We start from the raw sequence: 17181 nt of genomic DNA on the forward strand, positions 1-17181 counted from the left end.
AAATCCATGCAGTGGGGGGAAGAGACGCTGACACTGGAAACAGGCAAGGTGGCCCGTCAGGCAGACGGTTCGGTCATTGCGACACTGGGCGAAACCAGCGTCATGGCCAACGTCACTTTTGCACGTCAGCAAAAGCCCGGTCAGGACTTTTTCCCGCTGACCGTTCACTACCAAGAGAAATACTATGCCGCCGGTAAAGTACCGGGTGGCTTTTTCAAGCGTGAGGCCCGCCCCACCGAGAAAGAAACACTGACAGCCCGCCTGATCGACCGTCCGATCCGCCCGCTGTTCGTCCCCGGCTTCAAGAACGAAGTTCTGGTGATGTGTACCGTTCTGTCGCACGATCTGGTCAACGACCCCGATATGGTCGCGATGATCGCCGCATCCGCTGCGCTGACCATTTCCGGTGCGCCGTTCCGTGGCCCGATTGCCGCGTGCCGCGTTGGTTTTGAAGGTGGCGACTACATCCTCAACCCGACCGTCGACGACATGCAGGACCTGCGCCTGAAGCCGGAACAGCGTCTTGATCTGGTTGTTGCCGGTACCAAAGAAGCCGTGATGATGGTTGAATCCGAAGCTTACGAGCTGTCGGAAGAAGAAATGCTGGGTGCGGTCAAATTCGCCCACGAGCAGATCCAGCCCGTTATCGACCTGATCATCGATCTGGCCGAAGACACCGCGAAAGAGCCGTTTGATTTCCAGCCGGTTGATTATTCGGACCTTTCCGCGGCTGTCAAAGCCGCTGGCGAAACCGAAATGCGCGCCGCCTTCGCGATTTCCGACAAGCAAGAGCGTACAGCAGCCGTCGCCGCCGCCCGCGAGACCATCAAGGCAGCCCTGACCGACGAGCAGAAAGAAGATGCGAACCTTGGTTCCGCGTTGAAAAAGCTCGAAGCGTCGATCCTGCGCGGTGACGTTGTCAAAACCGGTACACGCATCGACGGTCGCAAGACTGACGAAATCCGTGACATCGTGTCCGAAACAGGCATCCTGCCCCGCACCCACGGTTCCGCCCTGTTCACACGCGGCGAAACACAGGGTCTGGTTGTGACGACACTGGGCACCGGCGATGACGAACAGTTCATCGACGCGCTGCACGGCAACTTCAAATCCAACTTCCTGCTGCACTACAACTTCCCTCCCTATTCGGTTGGTGAAGTTGGTCGCGTTTCCGGCCCTGGCCGTCGCGAAATCGGTCACGGCAAGCTGGCTTGGCGTGCGTTGCAGGCGGTTCTGCCGGCTTCCACCGACTTCCCCTACACCATCCGCGTTGTGTCCGAGATCACTGAATCGAACGGCTCAAGCTCGATGGCGTCGGTCTGTGGTGGCTCCTTGTCCATGATGGACGCAGGTGTACCGCTCAAGGCACCGGTTGCAGGTGTTGCGATGGGTCTGATCCTGGAAGAAGACGGCTCCTACGCGATCCTGTCCGACATCCTGGGTGACGAAGACCACCTTGGCGACATGGACTTTAAAGTGGCCGGTACCGAAGCAGGTATCACGTCGCTGCAGATGGACATCAAGATCGCAGGCATCACGCCAGAGATCATGGAAAAAGCCCTGGCCCAAGCCAAAGCCGGCCGCGTTCACATCCTTGGTGAAATGAACAAGGCCCTGTCCGGCGCGGGTGAATTCTCGGTCCACGCCCCACGCATCGAAACGATGCAGATCCCAACCGACAAGATCCGTGAAGTTATCGGTTCCGGCGGTAAAGTGATCCGCGAAATCGTCGAAGTGTCCGGTGCCAAGGTCGACATCAATGACGAAGGCATCATCAAGATCGCATCGCCAAACGGCGAGTCGATCAAGAAAGCCTATGACATGATCTGGTCCATCGTGGCCGAGCCTGAAGAGGGTGCGGTTTACACCGGTACCGTCGTCAAGATCGTCGATTTCGGTGCCTTCGTGAACTTCTTTGGCAAGCGCGACGGTCTGGTCCACGTGTCCCAGATCGAAAACCGCCGCCTGAACCACCCTTCGGACGTTCTGAAGGAAGGTCAGGAAGTGAAAGTCAAACTGCTGGGCTTTGACGACCGCGGCAAGGTTCGCCTGTCGATGAAAGTCGTCGATCAGGAAACGGGCGAAGAGATAAAGAAAGAAGAAGGTTCCGAGGAGTAATCCTTAACCACTATCTGAAACGATCAAGCCCCGGTGGAAACACCGGGGCTTTTTTGTTATCACGTTGATCGGACAAACTGCGAACCGAATAGTATGACCCGATTTTTCTACGACGCGCTTTCCTACACGTTATTTTTCATTGGTTTAAATTTCATTCTGTTTGGTACCGGCGCGTTTTCCGAAGGTCTGTTTACCCCAGATATTCTGCTCTACTTGCTTAGCCTGTTTATCACCGGCGCTGTCTATTCGGTTTGGCGCAAGTATCTCTTGCGCATTACGCTTAGATTCAATTTCTGGCTGATGCGGTTCCTTTGCGACGGGATCGGCTATCTCGCGTGGTGGTTTCTACTCGGAGGCGTCAATGCCCTGCTGTTTCCAGACGCAGCTTTCTCCATCCTCGACTATCTCGAAGTCTTTGATCTGATGGACCATCTCAAGACGGTCGCAATCGGCATTGTCCTTGGCTTTTGGATCGACATCTTCTTCAGGTTGACCAAGGTTCTTAAAAGTTAATCATCCGATCCGCCGCCGTTTCCAGCATCGTTACCCGCGTCATTGCCACCGCCGTCATTCCCGTTGTCGTTTCCGCCAGCGTGGTCTTTCAGATCATTCACGATATTGTCCTGAACCGACTTGCCATTCCCTGAAAGGTTGTTGATCGCTTCGGTTACCGTTTCTACGACGTCTTGCCAAAACCCCATGCAGACACTCCTTCGCCAAATTCGGCGATACCTTGCAGAAAGGCTGGATAAATCGCAAGAAATTTCCGTTTACAATGGCGGCTTGCCAGCGCCGCCCCAGTCTTCGTCTTTAGTGTGAATGACCGTGCCCGCTATGGTCATGATCGTGGTCATCCTCGTCCAACGATCCATGCACCGCGAACTGGTCGATGCCTGCATCTTGTGGCTCGATAAACCTGAAGCTCTCGCGCACGCCGCTTTCGGATAGCTCGCGCGCGACGGTCAGCAGGGTGTTGGGCGCATGGTCGGCGCACAGTTCCATCATCTGGGTGACCTCTTCTTCGGCGACGGGGCGGGCGGCTTCCATCGACGGGGCACCGTAAATCTCGACGAAATGTTTCATCAATTGCAGGGTGATTGCCTCGACTTCAAAGGGTTCGGCCTTGGTCACGGCCACGAACGTCACACGGCCAAAGGTTTCAACCCCCATCCATCCGTTTGCAAAGGCCTGCCGCGCCTTGCCGGTCAGATCGCCGTCGGACCAGTTCGAAAACTCGAACCCGCCCGATACGCACCATTCGCCGGTACGCGCAGGGGAATGGAACACGTTTCGGTCGCTTTCGTCGAAATGGATCGCGCGGGCGAGGAAAAGATCGCTCATGAGGCAGGCTCCAACAGGTCAGTCAGGGGGATAAGGTGGGTCGTGTCGGTGGATTTCAGCAGCAGCCCAAAGTCTTGGTCAACGCCGGTAAAACGCCCCGACAGATCGCCATGGGTCACGTCTTTTCCGATGTTCCACGCAAGGCCGGTCCATTCCTTGTGCAGCGGTCCGGGCCCGTCGTCGGACCACCGGTTCAGCGCCACCAGCGTATGCCGCGCCCAAGATTCAAGCAGGGTCACCGGGTTCACCTCGGAACAGCCTTCGCCGAATAGCGTGGTCTGATCGGGTGTATCGCCGGGGGTGTCGCTTTGGGGCAGGATGTTGACGGTAAAGCCCACGACCAGCCAGTCAGGGACAGCTTGTGGATCAGGGTCGGACACAGTCGCGCGCATCTGCCCGCAGATCGCCCCGTTCACCCGCAATTCGCCATTCCACGCCAGATGCACGCCGACTTCGGGCGGGGCCAGCGCGCCAAGGGCATTCTGGAAGCCCACCGCGCAAAGCGGCAGCATCGCCATCGCAGACGCGAGAGGCACTTCGGGGGCGAAGACGATCGCGCCCTGCAGGACGCTTGGCCCCGGATCATAGACCACCAGCCCGGCATTGCACCCTTGCCGCGCCTCGGCACAGGCGCGCGCGAACGGGTCAGCGGCGTGCAGCCCCGTCAGCAGCGGTGGGAACACCGGGGCATCGGTCACGCGTGACCGCCTGCGACCAACGCCTTGGCAACGGTGCGGAATGCTTCGGCCTGTGGGCTATCGGGTTTCGACACCACGATGGGCGCACCACCATCCGCCGCCACGCGAATGTCCAGATGCAGCGGGATTTCCGCCAGCAGGGGCACGCCCAGTTTGGCGGCCTCGGCTGCGACACCACCATGGCCGAACACATGTTCCTCGTGACCGCAATTTGAACAGATGTGCGTGCTCATGTTTTCGATCATGCCGATGATAGGCGTCTTGAGCTGGTTGAACATGTCGATCCCCTTGCGGGCATCCAGCAGCGCCACATCTTGCGGAGTGGACACGATGATCGCGCCATCAACCTGCGCCTTTTGCGCCAGCGTCATCTGCACGTCGCCGGTGCCAGGGGGCAGATCCACGATCAGCACATCCAGCGCGCCCCATTGCACCTGCATCATCATCTGCTGCAACGCGCCCATCAGCATGGGGCCGCGCCAGACGACCGCCTGATCGTCATTGGTCATCAGCCCGATCGACATCATCGTGACGCCAAAGTTGCGCATCGGCAGGATCGTCTTGCCATCAGGCGACGCAGGCCGTCCGGACACGCCCAGCATCCGGGGCTGCGAAGGGCCGTAGACATCGGCATCCAGCATGCCCACACGCCGCCCTTCGGCGGCCAGTGCACAGGCCAGATTGGCGGCAACGGTGGATTTCCCCACACCGCCCTTGCCAGAGGCAATCGCAAGAATACGGTCCACACCGGGAATTTTTTCAGGGCCGGTAGGTTCGGATTTACGGCCCATCTTCAGATCAGGCGGCGCGGCCTGCTTGGAATGCGCGGTCAGTACGGCAGAGACGGTTTTGACCCCGTCCAGTGCCTTGACCGCCGCATCGGCCTGATCACGCAGCGCCGCGTAGGCGTCTGCATGGGACGGGTTGACCTCCAGCACGAAACGCACAGCGCCCTCATCGACGGTCAACGCTTTGACCAGACCCAATTCGACAATGTCCTTGCCGGAAACCGGGTCGTTCAGGGTCTTGAGGCAGGCCAGAACGGCGTCGCGGGTCACGCTCACGCTTCTGACTGCCCTTGGATGTCGCCGGTCACGATATGTTCGACGTCAAGCCCGTCGATGGTCAGCACCATCTTGGCGTGATAGGTCTTACCAGCGGTGTCACCACCTTCGCGCATCGCCTTTTCGATGGCTTGCTGCGAAGTGACGCCGACCTGCTTGAGGAATTTGCGCATCGACATGTTGAAATCATCGCTCATGATGTTCTCCTGAGATTTAGGGTTTTGACAAAGCGCCTAGTGATCTTTGCGCTTGCTGAAATAGTCTTCCGAGGTCCGCACGCGGGGACGTTCCTTGCCGGCCAACGGGTTGTTTTGCGCGTGATACTGCGCATTGACGCGGCAGTTGTCACACATCTGGATCATCTTCGCCGCTTCCGATGACGCGAACATCGCATGTTTGCCGGCCAGCTTTTCCGTGATCTTTTCAACGGTGGATTTCACCCCGAACAGGTTGCCGCATTCGATACAGGCAAAAGGTTCCTCTTCGTGCAGCACAACCTGGGTGAATGCCGCATCCGTCAGGTTCATCTGTGGCTTCAGCGTGATCGCCTGTTCGGGGCAGATGTTGGCACACAGCCCGCATTGCAGGCAGGCATCTTCCTGAAAGCGCAGTTGCGGCAGATCAGGGTTGTCGCCCAACGCGCCCGACGGGCACAGCGACACACAGGACAGACACAGCGTGCAGGCGTCCGTATCCACCAGCACCGCGCCATAGGGGGCGGCGTCGGGCAGATCGATCACCTGCGCGTCGGGTTGCAAGGTTTTCCCCGCAAGCCGTGCGATCTGGCGGCGCGTGCCAAGGGGCAGCAGAGTCTCGTGGGCGGGCTGGAGCGTGCCGGGCATCAACGCGCCTTCCAGCGCATCGGGGTCCGCCAGATCCAGCAACCGGATCGCATCGCTGCCACTGATCGCGCGGGCGATATCGGCTTGCGCCTCGATCACATCGCTTTCCGTTTTTGGCGACAGCAGGACATCGACAGCGGTGAAACCACAGCCAAGTGCAGCCAGCATTTCCGCATGGCCAAACCCTGCCAGCGCATCGACAGCCAAGGGGATCACATCGGTCGGCAGACCAGCGCCATACCTTGCGAACAGGCTGATCATCTCGGCCCCGTGGTCTTCATCATGGACCAGCAGACGCGGGGCCAGACCGCCCGCCTTGCGGTATGTGCTGGCAAGGGTGGACAGCCTGCGGAACAGCGTGTCGACCGGCGGTGCATCATAGGTGATGGCCCCCGACGGGCACACGGCTGAACAACTGCCGCAGCCTGCGCAAATCAGCGGGTCAATCGCGACATGTTCCCCGGCCGACGTGATCGCCCCCGTGGGGCACAGGTCAAGGCAGTTTGAACAAGCCGCCTGTTCCGCCCGCGAATGCGCGCACAGGCTTTCGGTCAGGCGCACGTAAAGCGGCTTTTCAAAGGTGCCGACCATCTGCATCGCCTGCTGCACGGCTTCGGCCACGGCGGGTTGGCTGCCGGGGTCGGCGCGCAGATACCCGTCGCGCTTGTGCGGTGCCGGAAACAGGGAGGTGTCGCCGCTTAGGTCCAGAATGATATCGCATTGAGACAGCGCGCCATCGCGCGGGGCCGTGAAGTCAGCTGCGCCGCGCCCGCCGGGGATCATCACCTCGAGCGCATCAAGCGTCAGATTGAAGTTGCCAAGCGATCCCGCCGCCTTGCGGATCTTGCCGCGCACCACATCAAACCGCGGGTCAATCGACACGTCGGATCCAGCCGCCACAAGCACCGTCACCGCCAGCGTATCAGCCAGCTTGTCCGCCACCTCAAGCGCGAGGTCGGCAGGGCCGAACACCAGACATGTCCCCTCGGACACGACATCCAGAACCCGCGGCGCGGGGGAGGCTAAATGCGCCTCGGCCACCAAGGCCGCCATTTTCGGGGTCGCATCGCCGGGACCGTCATGCCATCCGGCGCGGTCACGGATATCGACGAAACCGGGGACCTCTGCTTCAAGTTCTTCGGCAAGATCCTCGAATCGGCGGCGTTCCTGCTGGCACGCGATGGTCACGTCCCCGGCTTTGATCGCTTCGGCGGCGATGTTTATCTGATCCGTGCACAGACTGCGGTGCACCTTGGAACAGGCCAGCCCCGCCGCTTTTGACAGCCCATCCGCGTCAACGGTCTGACTGCCCAGACAGTCACAAAGCAGAAGTGTTTTTTCCATAGTCTCCCCCCTGACAGGGATATTCCCTACACGGGGGCCCGTCAGCATTTCGGGGTAAGCTAATGATGTTCAACGGCAGCCGCAAACCCCAAATTCATTGGGGTAGCCTGTTGAATTTTGCACACGGTCGCAAAATAAATTTCCAAGCGAAAACAATCAGGACGCTGAAGTTTCCATAAAAAATTGAGGTTTCGGGCCCCGCGCCGCACATGCTGCATCGCAGAAAGCTTCACGTCTTCGGCAAGGTGACAAAAAGACACTTTGAAGTGACGTCAGAATACGTCAGTATACCAGAACCCGAACCTGACAAAATACAGGAAGACACGTGAACGCACTGCCCAAATCAGCGCTCTCCATGCCAGTCGGCGTGGTGCTTCGTAAATCCCCCGGGGTTACGAAATGGGCGAAGTTTGCGTGGCGTGCCGTTTGCATCCTGCCGGGTGCCGACCCTGCCGACTGGAAATTGCTGCGCACCGATGGCGATGTATCCGACTATCACGTCACGACCGTGCCGCTGACCATCTACCGTACGGATACAGAGGCGTATGTTCACGGGCTCGCCGCCAATGTGCCCTGCGTCTATGTGATCTGCCGCGAAACCAGTGACCCGGCGAAACCGCTTGAGGTGGTGATGGTCACGGCGTCGCCCTACGAGGCGCAGGATTACAGCGACAACGGTGAAGACATCGTGGAAAAGGTCATGATGACCCCGCAGGTCCATGCGTGGATCGCGTCCTATGTCGACGAACACCACGAGGAAGAAGCGTTCGTGAAGCGCCGCCGTGACAAGCACCGCGAGCACAAGCAGGACGGCATCGGCGATGCGCGGATCAGCCAGACGACCGATGTGTACCGTGCCCCGCGCCGCGCCGGATCGGAGCCTGCACAATGACCCGCCACACCTCTTTCTGGGACCGCCGCCGCGCTGCGGTGCGCGCCGAAGAAGAAACCGCATTACGGGCAGCCGAGGCGCAGGTAGAGGCCGAAGAACAGGCCGCTCTTGCCGAGAAAACCGATGCCGAACTGCTGGCCGAATTCGATCTGCCCGATCCTGATACTTTGAAGGCGGGCGATGACTTCACCGCTTTCATGTCCCGTGCGATCCCCGAACATCTGCGCCGCCGCGCCCTGCGCAAGCTGTGGGTGTCCAACCCTGTGCTCGCCTGTCTGGACGATCTGGTGGATTACGCCGATGACTATACTCAAGCCTCTGCCGTGACGGATTTCACGACCAGCTATCAGGTGGGTCAGGGCCTGCGCCGCCACGTCGAAGATATCGCCAAAAAGGCTTTGGCCCTGACCGAACAAGAATCCCTACAGGAAGACGCTCCCGTCGTGGCCGAAGAACCGCAAGCTATGGCCGACGCTACGCCAGACACCGCACAGCAAGACGCCCCCGATACGGCGGCTGCCCCGGACACACAGGATGCGCCAATCGTAACGCCCCGCCGCATGGCCTTCCGCTTTGAGGAACACAGCACATGACCGCCACTGCGCAAGCCCCTGTTGTCACCGTCGAAGATCGCCTGCGGGCCGATCTCTACAACTATCTTGGCGTGATGCTGGCCCATCCGGCTGATCAGATGCTGCTGGACCAAACCGCAGGCCTGTCCGGTGACGACAGCGATCTGGGCCAAGCGATCAACGGGTTGGCGCGCGTGGCCAAGGCGATGACACCAAAGAAGGTCGAAACCGAATTCAACGCGTTGTTCATCGGTCTGGGCCGGGGTGAATTGCTGCCCTATGCCAGCTATTACCTGACCGGGTTTCTGAACGAAAAACCCCTTGCGGCCCTGCGCACCGACATGTCGGCACAACGCATCAGCCGTGCCGCAAACGTGTTCGAACCCGAAGACAACATCGCCTCCCTGATGGAGATGATGGGCGGCATGATCGTCGGGCGCTTTGGCGCTCCTGCGTCTGATGCGGCTCAACGGTCGTTTTTCAACAAGCATATCGCACCTTGGGCGGGGCATTTCTTTGCCGATCTCAAAGCTGCGAAAAATTCAGTACTTTATGCAGGGGTGGCCGAGGTTGGCCATGTCTTCATGGATATCGAACGCGAAGCATTTCGTATGACGGCGGGCTAGATACCGCGACACAACAGCGGGTTCGCCCGCGCAACCAAGGAAAGGGGCTAAAAACCCATGACCCAGGATACCAAAGGCACCAGCCGCCGCAACTTCCTTAAGCTGGCAGGCACAGCAGCACCGGCTGCCGTCGTAGCCGTGGCCGCAAGCGGTACGGCCGCAGAGGCGCAGCCTGTCGATCTGCAATCCAGCACAATGCAGGATACCGCGCACACCCGCGCGTATCTGGACAGCACCCGCTTTTAAGCTTCAAACCACCACCGTGCAAAAGCTTTGGTGGGAACAATCAGCCCCGGCCTGAACAACGGTTCACGGATCACGCGGGCATCCAAGGGAGGATACTATGCTTCGGAAAAAGACAAACGGATTGGCAAGACGGCCCCAACGGGCTGGCATGCTGTCCGATATCGCCGAAAAATCCGTCGACCGTCGTGCATTCCTGCGCGGTTCCGGTCTGGCCATCGGTGGCCTGGCAGCCATCGCCGCGACCGCAGGGTCAGTGACACAGGCATCCGCCGCAACAGCCGTCAATGGTGCGGTCGAAACGATCAAATCGGTCTGCACCCACTGTTCGGTCGGCTGTACGGTCATCGCCGAAGTATCGAACGGCGTGTGGACAGGCCAGGAACCCGGCTGGGACAGCCCCTTCAACCTGGGGGCCCATTGCGCCAAAGGGGCCTCTGTACGCGAGCACGCGCATGGTGAACGTCGCCTGAAATACCCGATGAAAAAAGAAGGCGGTCAGTGGGTTCGGATCAGCTGGGAACAGGCGATCAACGAAATCGGCGACAAGATGAACACGATCCGCGAAGAAAGCGGACCGGATTCGGTTTATTGGCTGGGTTCTGCCAAGCACAACAACGAACAGGCCTACCTGTTCCGCAAGTTCGCGGCCTACTGGGGCACCAACAACGTCGACCACCAGGCGCGGATCTGCCACTCGACTACCGTTGCGGGCGTTGCGAATACATGGGGCTACGGTGCCATGACCAACAGCTACAACGACATTCACAACAGCAAGGCGATCTTTGTGATCGGTGGCAACCCCGCCGAAGCGCACCCTGTTTCCCTCCTGCACCTGCTGAAGGCGAAAGAGGAAAACAACGCACCGCTGATCGTGTGTGACCCGCGCTTCACGCGCACCGCCGCCCACGCTGACGAATATGTCCGCTTCCGGCCCGGGTCGGATGTTGCACTGGTCTGGGGTATCCTGTGGCACATCTTTGAAAACGGGTGGGAGGACAAGGATTTCATCCGCACCCGCGTCTGGGGTATGGAGCAGATCCGGGACGAAGTCGCCAAGTGGACTCCCGATGAGGTCGAGCGCGTCACAGGTGCACCCGCAAAGCAGCTTGAGCGCGTTGCGCGTACGCTGGCCAACAACCGCCCCGGCACCGTAATCTGGTGCATGGGCGGCACGCAGCACACCAACGGCAACAACAACACCCGCGCCTATTGCATCCTGCAGCTGGCCCTTGGTAACATGGGTACGGCCGGCGGCGGCACCAACATCTTCCGCGGCCACGACAACGTGCAAGGTGCAACCGACCTTGGCGTTCTGGCGGACACCCTGCCCGGCTATTACGGCCTGAGCGCTGGTGCCTGGGCCCACTGGGCGCGTGTTTGGGAGGAAGACCTTGACTGGCTCAAGGGTCGCTTCTCGGATGCGTCCTTTGGCGATACGTCGATGATGAACCTGACCGGTATTCCGGTCAGCCGCTGGATCGACGGCGTGCTGGAAGACAAGGAAAACATCGACCAGCCCGACAATACCCGTGCGATGGTTCTGTGGGGCCACGCGCCCAACTCTCAGACCCGTCAAAAGGAAATGGTCACAGCGATGGAAAAACTCGACCTGATGGTCGTGGTTGATCCCTACCCCACCGTGTCTGCTGTTATGCAGGACCGTCAGGATGGTCTGTACCTCCTGCCCGCCTGTACACAGTTCGAGACACGCGGGTCCGTAACCGCCTCCAACCGGTCGCTGCAATGGCGTGACAAAGTCGTCGAGCCGCTGTTCGAGTCCAAAGAGGATCACACGATCATCAAGCTGTTCGCAGACAAGTTCGGTTTCACTGACCGGCTGTTCAAGAACATCGCGATCGAAGGTGACGAGCCCGTAGTCGAAGACATTACCCGCGAATTCAACCGCGGCATGTGGACCATCGGCTATACCGGGCAAAGCCCAGAGCGTATGAAAATGCACATGGCCAATCAGCACACATTCGACCGCACGACGTTGCGGGCGAATGGCGGACCAGCCGATGGCGATTTCTACGGCATGCCATGGCCTGCCTGGGGCACCCCCGAGATGAACCACCCCGGCACGGCGAACCTGTACGACATGTCGATGCCGGTTGCCGAAGGCGGTCTGACCTTCCGCGCCCGTTTCGGCGTAGAACGTGATGGCGACAACCTGCTGGCCGAAGGCGTCTACAGCGTCGGATCGGAAATCCAGGACGGCTACCCCGAATTCACCATGCAGATGCTGCGTGAACTGGGCTGGGACGGCGACCTGACCGATGAAGAGATGGCTGTGATCAACTATGTGGCAGGCTACCCCGAAGGCCGTCCAGCGTCCGATGAAAAGCCCACTGAAGAAGTTGGCGAAACATCGCAAACAGGCGAAACGCCATCCGATTACACCGCCAAGACCGGTGGCGTGAACTGGAAGACCGACCTGTCGGGCGGCATCCAGCGCGTCGCGATCAAGCATGGCTGCGCCCCCTTCGGCAACGCCAAGGCCCGCGCCGTGGTCTGGACCTTCCCCGATCCGGTGCCAATCCACCGCGAGCCGCTTTATACCAACCGTCGTGATCTGGTGGCCGACTATCCTACCTATGAAGACAAGAAGTTCTGGCGCGTGCCCACCATGTACAAGTCCATTCAGGAAAACGACTTTTCCAAGGACTATCCGATCATCCTGACGTCTGGCCGCTTGGTCGAATACGAAGGTGGCGGTGATGAAACCCGGTCCAACCCCTGGTTGGCCGAGCTTCAGCAGGACATGTTCATCGAGATCAACCCGCGCGATGCCAACAACATCGGCGTGCGTGACCGGGCGCAGGTCTGGGTCGAAGGCCCGGAAGGCGGCAAGGTCAAAGTGATGGCCATGGTGACAGAGCGGGTCGAAAGCGGCGTGGCCTTCATGCCGTTCCACTTTGGCGGTCACATGGAAGGGGTCGATCTGCGGGACAGATATCCTGACGGCGCAGACCCCTATGTGTTGGGTGAATCCACAAACACCGCACAGACATATGGCTATGATTCAGTAACTCAGATGCAAGAGACCAAAGTGACCCTCTGCAAAATCTGGACAGCGTAAGGAGACCGACAAGATGGCAAGAGCAAAGTTTCTCTGCGACGCCGAACGCTGCATCGAATGCAACGCATGCGTCACGGCCTGTAAGAACGAACACGAGGTGCCGTGGGGCATCAACCGCCGCAAGGTGGTCACGATCCAGGACGGCACACCGGGCGAACGCTCGATCTCGGTTGCCTGCATGCACTGTTCGGACGCGCCCTGTATGGCCGTATGTCCGGTAGATTGCTTCTACCAGACCGACGACGGTGTGGTTCTACACTCCAAAGACCTGTGCATCGGCTGCGGCTACTGCTTTTACGCCTGCCCCTTCGGCGCGCCGCAGTACCCACAGGCGGGCAACTTTGGATCGCGCGGAAAGATGGACAAATGTACCTTCTGCGCCGGTGGCCCCGAGGAGAACAATTCCGAAGCCGAGTTCCAGAAATACGGCCGCAACCGGATCGCAGAAGGCAAATTGCCGATCTGTGCCGAAATGTGTTCGACCAAGGCCCTGCTTGCCGGTGACGGCGACGTGGTCTCCGGTATCTACCGCGAGCGTGTTGTCGCCCGTGGTTTCGGGTCCGGCGCATGGGGCTGGGGCACGGCATACGATCAAAAAGGTGGCTAACGCCCCTTTCTAGATTACATGTCTTCACTGGCCCGCTGGCGCACATGCTGGCGGGCCATTTTAACTTTATCTGTTGGAGGTCACGATGGCGTTTCTGCGCATCCTGCTGCCCCTTGTTTTCATCGCATCCTTTGCTGGCCTGACTGCGGCGCAAGACGCCTCGGGCGATCCGATGGTCACCGAACCGGGCAAACAAACCCTTGAAGACATCCTTGCCCGTCAGCGCGGCGAAGATGTGCCGTTTGGTGCCCAGGTCCCGCTGCCCGAGACCCGTGCCGGAGCCCCGACAGCCGACCAGCTCGGGACCCTTGGCGGGGCGTCCGACCCGACGCTTTGGCGCGAAATCCGCGCCAATGAAGGCACCGCAGTGGTGGCAAGCAACAAAGGCCCCGCGGCAAAGGTTCTGATGCAAGAAGGCGGCATGTGGTGGCTTAACTTTCGCGAAGGCCCCCTGCTGACCTATGGCGGTGCCCTTCTGGGCATCACGGTGCTGCTGCTGGCGATCTTCTTTCTGATCCGTGGCCGGATCAAGATCGAACATGGCCGTGCGGGCATCACGATCGAACGGTTCAAATGGATCGAACGGTTCGGCCACTGGTTGATTGCGGGGTCTTTCATACTGCTCGGGCTGACCGGCCTGATCCAGCTTGCGGGCCGCAAGCTGCTGATCCCAACCTTTGGTCACGAGGCGTTTTCGACCTTTGCGATTGCCGGCAAGTGGGTTCACAACAACGTCTCGTGGGCGTTCATGTTGGGCCTGGTGATGGTGTTCGTGATGTGGATTGCCCACAACCTGCCCGATCGCACCGACATCAACTGGATTCTCAAAGGCGGCGGTATTTTTGGCAAAGGTCATCCACCCGCCAAGAAGTTCAATGCCGGTCAAAAGCTGATCTTCTGGTCCGTCATCATTCTGGGTACCTCGATTTCGGTCTCTGGCCTGTCGCTGTTGTTCCCGTTTGAAATCAACATGTTCGGACCGACCTTTGCCAAGCTGAACGACATGGGCCTGCCCCAGTTGCTGGGTTTCGGCCCGATCGAGGCTGCGTTGACCCCGCAAGAGGAAATGCAATACGCACAGCTTTGGCACGCCATCGTCAGCTTTGTGCTGATGGCCGTGATCATCGCGCATATCTACATCGGTACCCTCGGCATGGAAGGTGCGTTCGAGGCGATGGGATCGGGCGACGTCGATCTGGAATGGGCGCGCGAGCATCACAGCATCTGGGCCGATGAAGTCGTGGCAGAGCAAAGCAAGGCCGCGCCCGCCACGCATCCGGCCGAATAGGAAGGCACGCAAGATGACATATGCAACGCCTGCAACAACGCAACACCGAGGTGCCAAATGAAAGCTTTTCTTGGGGCCGTTCTGGCCTTGATCGTGATCTGTGTCGGGGCAAACCTTGCCCTGACGAACGCCGGATTTTCATCGGCTGACATGACCTCTGACAGCAACGTCCGTCTGGGCGACTGAAGACAGGCACCTATGACTTCTTCGAAACGCGGCCTGCCCGATGAATGACATCTGGGCAGGCCTTTCTTCTGCATTCTGGCTGGTCGTCAACGGTGATCCGGACCTGATCGAGATTACCCTGCGCTCGCTCCAGGTCAGTTTGACGGCCCTGGTGATCGCATCCGCCATCGCGCTGCCCTTTGGCACATGGCTGGCGATCCGGCGGTTTCGGTTTCGCCGCACGGCCATTGCCGTGCTGAACGCGATGATGGGCCTGCCGCCCGTTGTCGTCGGGCTGATCGTCTATTTGCTGTTGTCACGGTCCGGCCCCTTTGGCGTTTTTGGGCTGCTGTTCACGCCTTCGGCCATGATCATCGCTCAGGTGATCATCATCACGCCCTTGATCGCATCCATCACCCATCAGGCCATGCGTGACCTTTGGGCCGAATATCACGATCTGTTGATTTCGCTGAACACCACGCCCGGGCAGCGTATCCTGACCCTGATCCTTGACGGGCGCAGGGCCTTGCTGACCGCAGCGCTGGCCGGGTTCGGCCGCGCGATCGGCGAGGTGGGCGCGATCATGATCGTCGGCGGTAATATCGACCACGCCACCCGCGTGCTGACCACGGCCATCGCATTGGAAACCGGCAAGGGCGATTTTGCGCTGGCCCTTGGTCTTGGCTTTGTGCTGATCGCCCTCGCGCTTGGCGTGAACCTGATCATCCACGCCCTGTCGCGCACGGAAAGAGAGGGCAGATGGTAACCTTGGCCCTGCCCGTCCATATGCGGGATGTCAGCATTCGAAAACGCGGCAAGACGTTGTTGGGCCCAGTGAACCTGACCTTGGGACCGACGGGCTTCACGATTGTGCTGGGGCCGAACGGCGCTGGTAAAACGACCCTGCTCAAGGCCTTGCACGGGCTTGAGCGGCTGTCCCAAGGGACGGTCGACTGGTCTGGCCCCGATGACGTGGCGCGCACGAAACAGGCTTACGTGTTCCAGAACCCCGTCATGTTGCGGCGGTCGGTCCGGGCGAACCTAGCCTATCCGTTGAAGATACTCGGAGCGCCGCAAGCCGATATCGACGCCGCCGTGAGCCTTTGGGCGGGCCGGATCGGACTGGCCGATGCGCTGGATCGGTCCGCCACACGGCTGTCGGGCGGTGAAAAGCAAAAGCTGGCCTTAGCCCGTGCGCTGATCCGCGCCCCCGAAATCCTGTTTCTGGACGAGCCTTGCTCAAATCTGGATGGCCGATCCGTCAAAGAGATCGAGGCGTTGCTTTTGACCGCCCACAAGGCAGGAACCCGCCTTGTGATGGCCACCCATGATCTGGGTCAGGCACGGCGCCTTGCGACCGATGTCCTGTTTCTGTTTAAGGGTGCTATTCACGAAGCCGCCGCCGCGCCAATGGCTTTTGACGTGCCCCGGACAACAGAATTTGCATCTTTCCTGAACGGAGACATATTGGAATGAAACACCTCTTTGCAGCGCTTGTCGTAAGCCTCAGTGCGACCTTGGCCAATGCCGATACGATGAAGATGGCGGTGACCACGTCTTTCAATAACTCCGGCCTGTCCGAGGTGCTGCTTCCGGCGATCAAACAGGACCTGGATCTGGATGTGCAACTGCTGATCGTCGGCACCGGTCAGGCCTTGCGTCTGGGCGAAGCAGGCGATGTGGACGCCATTCTGGTGCATTCGAAAAAGGCCGAAGAGGCATTCGTTGCGGACGGGTACGGCACCCACCGCCGCGAGATCATGTATAACGATTTCGTGCTGATTGGTCCCAAGGCCGACCCCGCCGCGATCCAGACCACCAAATCAGCCAAGGATGCGTTGGCGCAGATCGAAACCGCCGAATCGATGTTTGTCAGCCGCGGTGACGACAGCGGCACCCACAAGAAGGAACTGTCGCTTTGGGCTTCCGCCGATCTGGACCCTGCCGGTTTTGGCGAATGGTACAAGGCCGTCGGTGCCGGGATGGGGGCCAGCCTCAACACCGCTGCCGGGCTTGGGGCCTACATCATGTCGGACCGGGCCAGCTGGCTGAACTTTGCCAATAAATCCGATCTGGCGATCCTGTTCGCAGGCGATCCGGTGCTGTTCAACCAATATGCCTATCTGCCGGTAAATCCCGCGAAACACCCCCACGTGAATACCGATGCCGCGCAAAAGCTCGAGGCATGGCTGGTCAGTGACCGCGCCAAAACGCTGATTGACGGCTATGAAATCGGGGGCGAAAAGCTGTTTACGTTCAACGCCACACGCTGACATCTTTGAACGCATCCTGAAACAGG

Annotated in this window: 19 protein-coding genes; 13 read left to right on the forward strand and 6 right to left on the reverse strand. The window is 59.7% G+C overall.

Translation table 11 applies throughout. The annotated features are described in order from the left end of the window. Both pnp and RGAI101_RS10735 read left to right on the forward strand, forming a co-directional pair. The coding region (gene pnp, locus RGAI101_RS10730; RefSeq protein WP_254655266.1) for a polyribonucleotide nucleotidyltransferase at positions 1-2118 on the forward strand (2118 nt) is incomplete at its 5' end. Between the two features lie 93 nt (positions 2119-2211). Beyond that, positions 2212-2631, forward strand: a complete 420-nt coding sequence (locus tag RGAI101_RS10735; protein WP_008228083.1) for a hypothetical protein — start codon at positions 2212-2214, stop codon at positions 2629-2631. On the opposite strand, the gene RGAI101_RS10740 is transcribed toward RGAI101_RS10735, so the two are convergent. The 6 genes from RGAI101_RS10740 to RGAI101_RS10765 all read right to left on the reverse strand — a co-directional run bounded on the left by RGAI101_RS10740 (position 2628) and on the right by RGAI101_RS10765 (position 7407). Beyond that, positions 2628-2819 (reverse strand): hypothetical protein, encoded by a 192-nt coding sequence (locus RGAI101_RS10740; RefSeq protein ID WP_037227992.1) that lies wholly within the window; start codon positions 2817-2819, stop codon positions 2628-2630. The genes RGAI101_RS10735 and RGAI101_RS10740 overlap by 4 nt on opposite strands. Positions 2820-2928: 109 nt before the next feature. Continuing rightward, the gene (locus RGAI101_RS10745) at positions 2929-3459 is read right to left on the reverse strand and encodes a DUF6505 family protein (protein WP_008229254.1); all 531 of its coding nucleotides are present in this window, start codon (positions 3457-3459) and stop codon (positions 2929-2931) included. Then, the gene (locus tag RGAI101_RS10750) at positions 3456-4157 is read right to left on the reverse strand and encodes a biotin/lipoate--protein ligase family protein (protein WP_037227993.1); all 702 of its coding nucleotides are present in this window, start codon (positions 4155-4157) and stop codon (positions 3456-3458) included. The genes RGAI101_RS10745 and RGAI101_RS10750 overlap by 4 nt, the downstream gene beginning before the upstream one ends. Continuing rightward, complete coding sequence (locus RGAI101_RS10755; protein WP_037227994.1) at positions 4154-5221, reverse strand: Mrp/NBP35 family ATP-binding protein; 1068 nt, start codon at positions 5219-5221, stop codon at positions 4154-4156. Before RGAI101_RS10755 ends, RGAI101_RS10750 begins: the two co-directional genes overlap by 4 nt. Then, positions 5218-5418: a DUF6494 family protein gene (locus RGAI101_RS10760; protein ID WP_037227995.1), complete on the reverse strand. Its 201-nt coding sequence runs from the start codon at positions 5416-5418 to the stop codon at positions 5218-5220. The genes RGAI101_RS10755 and RGAI101_RS10760 overlap by 4 nt, the downstream gene beginning before the upstream one ends. A 36-nt stretch (positions 5419-5454) precedes the next feature. After that, positions 5455-7407, reverse strand: a complete 1953-nt coding sequence (locus tag RGAI101_RS10765; protein WP_008229271.1) for a 4Fe-4S binding protein — start codon at positions 7405-7407, stop codon at positions 5455-5457. Positions 7408-7762: 355 nt separating this feature from the next. Here RGAI101_RS10765 and RGAI101_RS10770 point away from each other — a divergent pair, with 355 nt between their 5' ends. The 11 genes from RGAI101_RS10770 (at position 7763) to RGAI101_RS10815 (ending at position 17155) form a co-directional block, all read left to right on the forward strand. Next, positions 7763-8299 carry a DUF3305 domain-containing protein gene (locus RGAI101_RS10770; RefSeq protein ID WP_037227996.1) on the forward strand — a complete coding sequence of 179 codons (537 nt, stop codon included), beginning with the start codon at positions 7763-7765 and terminating at the stop codon, positions 8297-8299. After that, on the forward strand, positions 8296-8892 hold the full coding sequence (locus tag RGAI101_RS10775; protein ID WP_008227629.1) for a DUF3306 domain-containing protein: 597 nt from the start codon (positions 8296-8298) through the stop codon (positions 8890-8892). The genes RGAI101_RS10770 and RGAI101_RS10775 overlap by 4 nt, the downstream gene beginning before the upstream one ends. Beyond that, positions 8889-9497, forward strand: coding sequence for a TorD/DmsD family molecular chaperone (locus RGAI101_RS10780; protein ID WP_008228365.1), 609 nt, complete (start codon positions 8889-8891; stop codon positions 9495-9497). Before RGAI101_RS10775 ends, RGAI101_RS10780 begins: the two co-directional genes overlap by 4 nt. 57 nt (positions 9498-9554) lie before the next feature. Further along, positions 9555-9743, forward strand: coding sequence for a twin-arginine translocation signal domain-containing protein (locus RGAI101_RS10785; protein WP_008225323.1), 189 nt, complete (start codon positions 9555-9557; stop codon positions 9741-9743). Between the two features lie 97 nt (positions 9744-9840). Beyond that, the gene (locus RGAI101_RS10790) at positions 9841-12822 is read left to right on the forward strand and encodes a formate dehydrogenase subunit alpha (protein ID WP_037227997.1); all 2982 of its coding nucleotides are present in this window, start codon (positions 9841-9843) and stop codon (positions 12820-12822) included. Positions 12823-12835: 13 nt separating this feature from the next. After that, positions 12836-13429 carry a formate dehydrogenase FDH3 subunit beta gene (gene fdh3B / locus RGAI101_RS10795; protein WP_008225499.1) on the forward strand — a complete coding sequence of 198 codons (594 nt, stop codon included), beginning with the start codon at positions 12836-12838 and terminating at the stop codon, positions 13427-13429. Positions 13430-13514: 85 nt separating this feature from the next. Further along, the gene (locus RGAI101_RS10800; protein WP_037229412.1) at positions 13515-14717 is read left to right on the forward strand and encodes a formate dehydrogenase subunit gamma; all 1203 of its coding nucleotides are present in this window, start codon (positions 13515-13517) and stop codon (positions 14715-14717) included. A gap of 57 nt (positions 14718-14774) precedes the next feature. Continuing rightward, on the forward strand, positions 14775-14903 hold the full coding sequence (locus tag RGAI101_RS22580) for a hypothetical protein (protein WP_008225892.1): 129 nt from the start codon (positions 14775-14777) through the stop codon (positions 14901-14903). Positions 14904-14943: 40 nt separating this feature from the next. Further along, on the forward strand, positions 14944-15648 hold the full coding sequence (locus RGAI101_RS10805) for an ABC transporter permease (RefSeq protein WP_008227256.1): 705 nt from the start codon (positions 14944-14946) through the stop codon (positions 15646-15648). After that, entirely contained in the window at positions 15642-16358 is a 717-nt protein-coding gene (locus tag RGAI101_RS10810; protein ID WP_008227265.1) for an ABC transporter ATP-binding protein, read from the forward strand. The genes RGAI101_RS10805 and RGAI101_RS10810 overlap by 7 nt, the downstream gene beginning before the upstream one ends. Next, a complete protein-coding gene (locus RGAI101_RS10815) occupies positions 16355-17155 on the forward strand; it encodes a substrate-binding domain-containing protein (protein WP_008225947.1) in 801 nt (266 codons plus the stop codon). The genes RGAI101_RS10810 and RGAI101_RS10815 overlap by 4 nt, the downstream gene beginning before the upstream one ends. Positions 17156-17181: the final 26 nt, after the last annotated feature.

Source organism: Roseobacter sp. GAI101 (assembly GCF_000156335.1).
Lineage (GTDB): Bacteria > Pseudomonadota > Alphaproteobacteria > Rhodobacterales > Rhodobacteraceae > Sulfitobacter.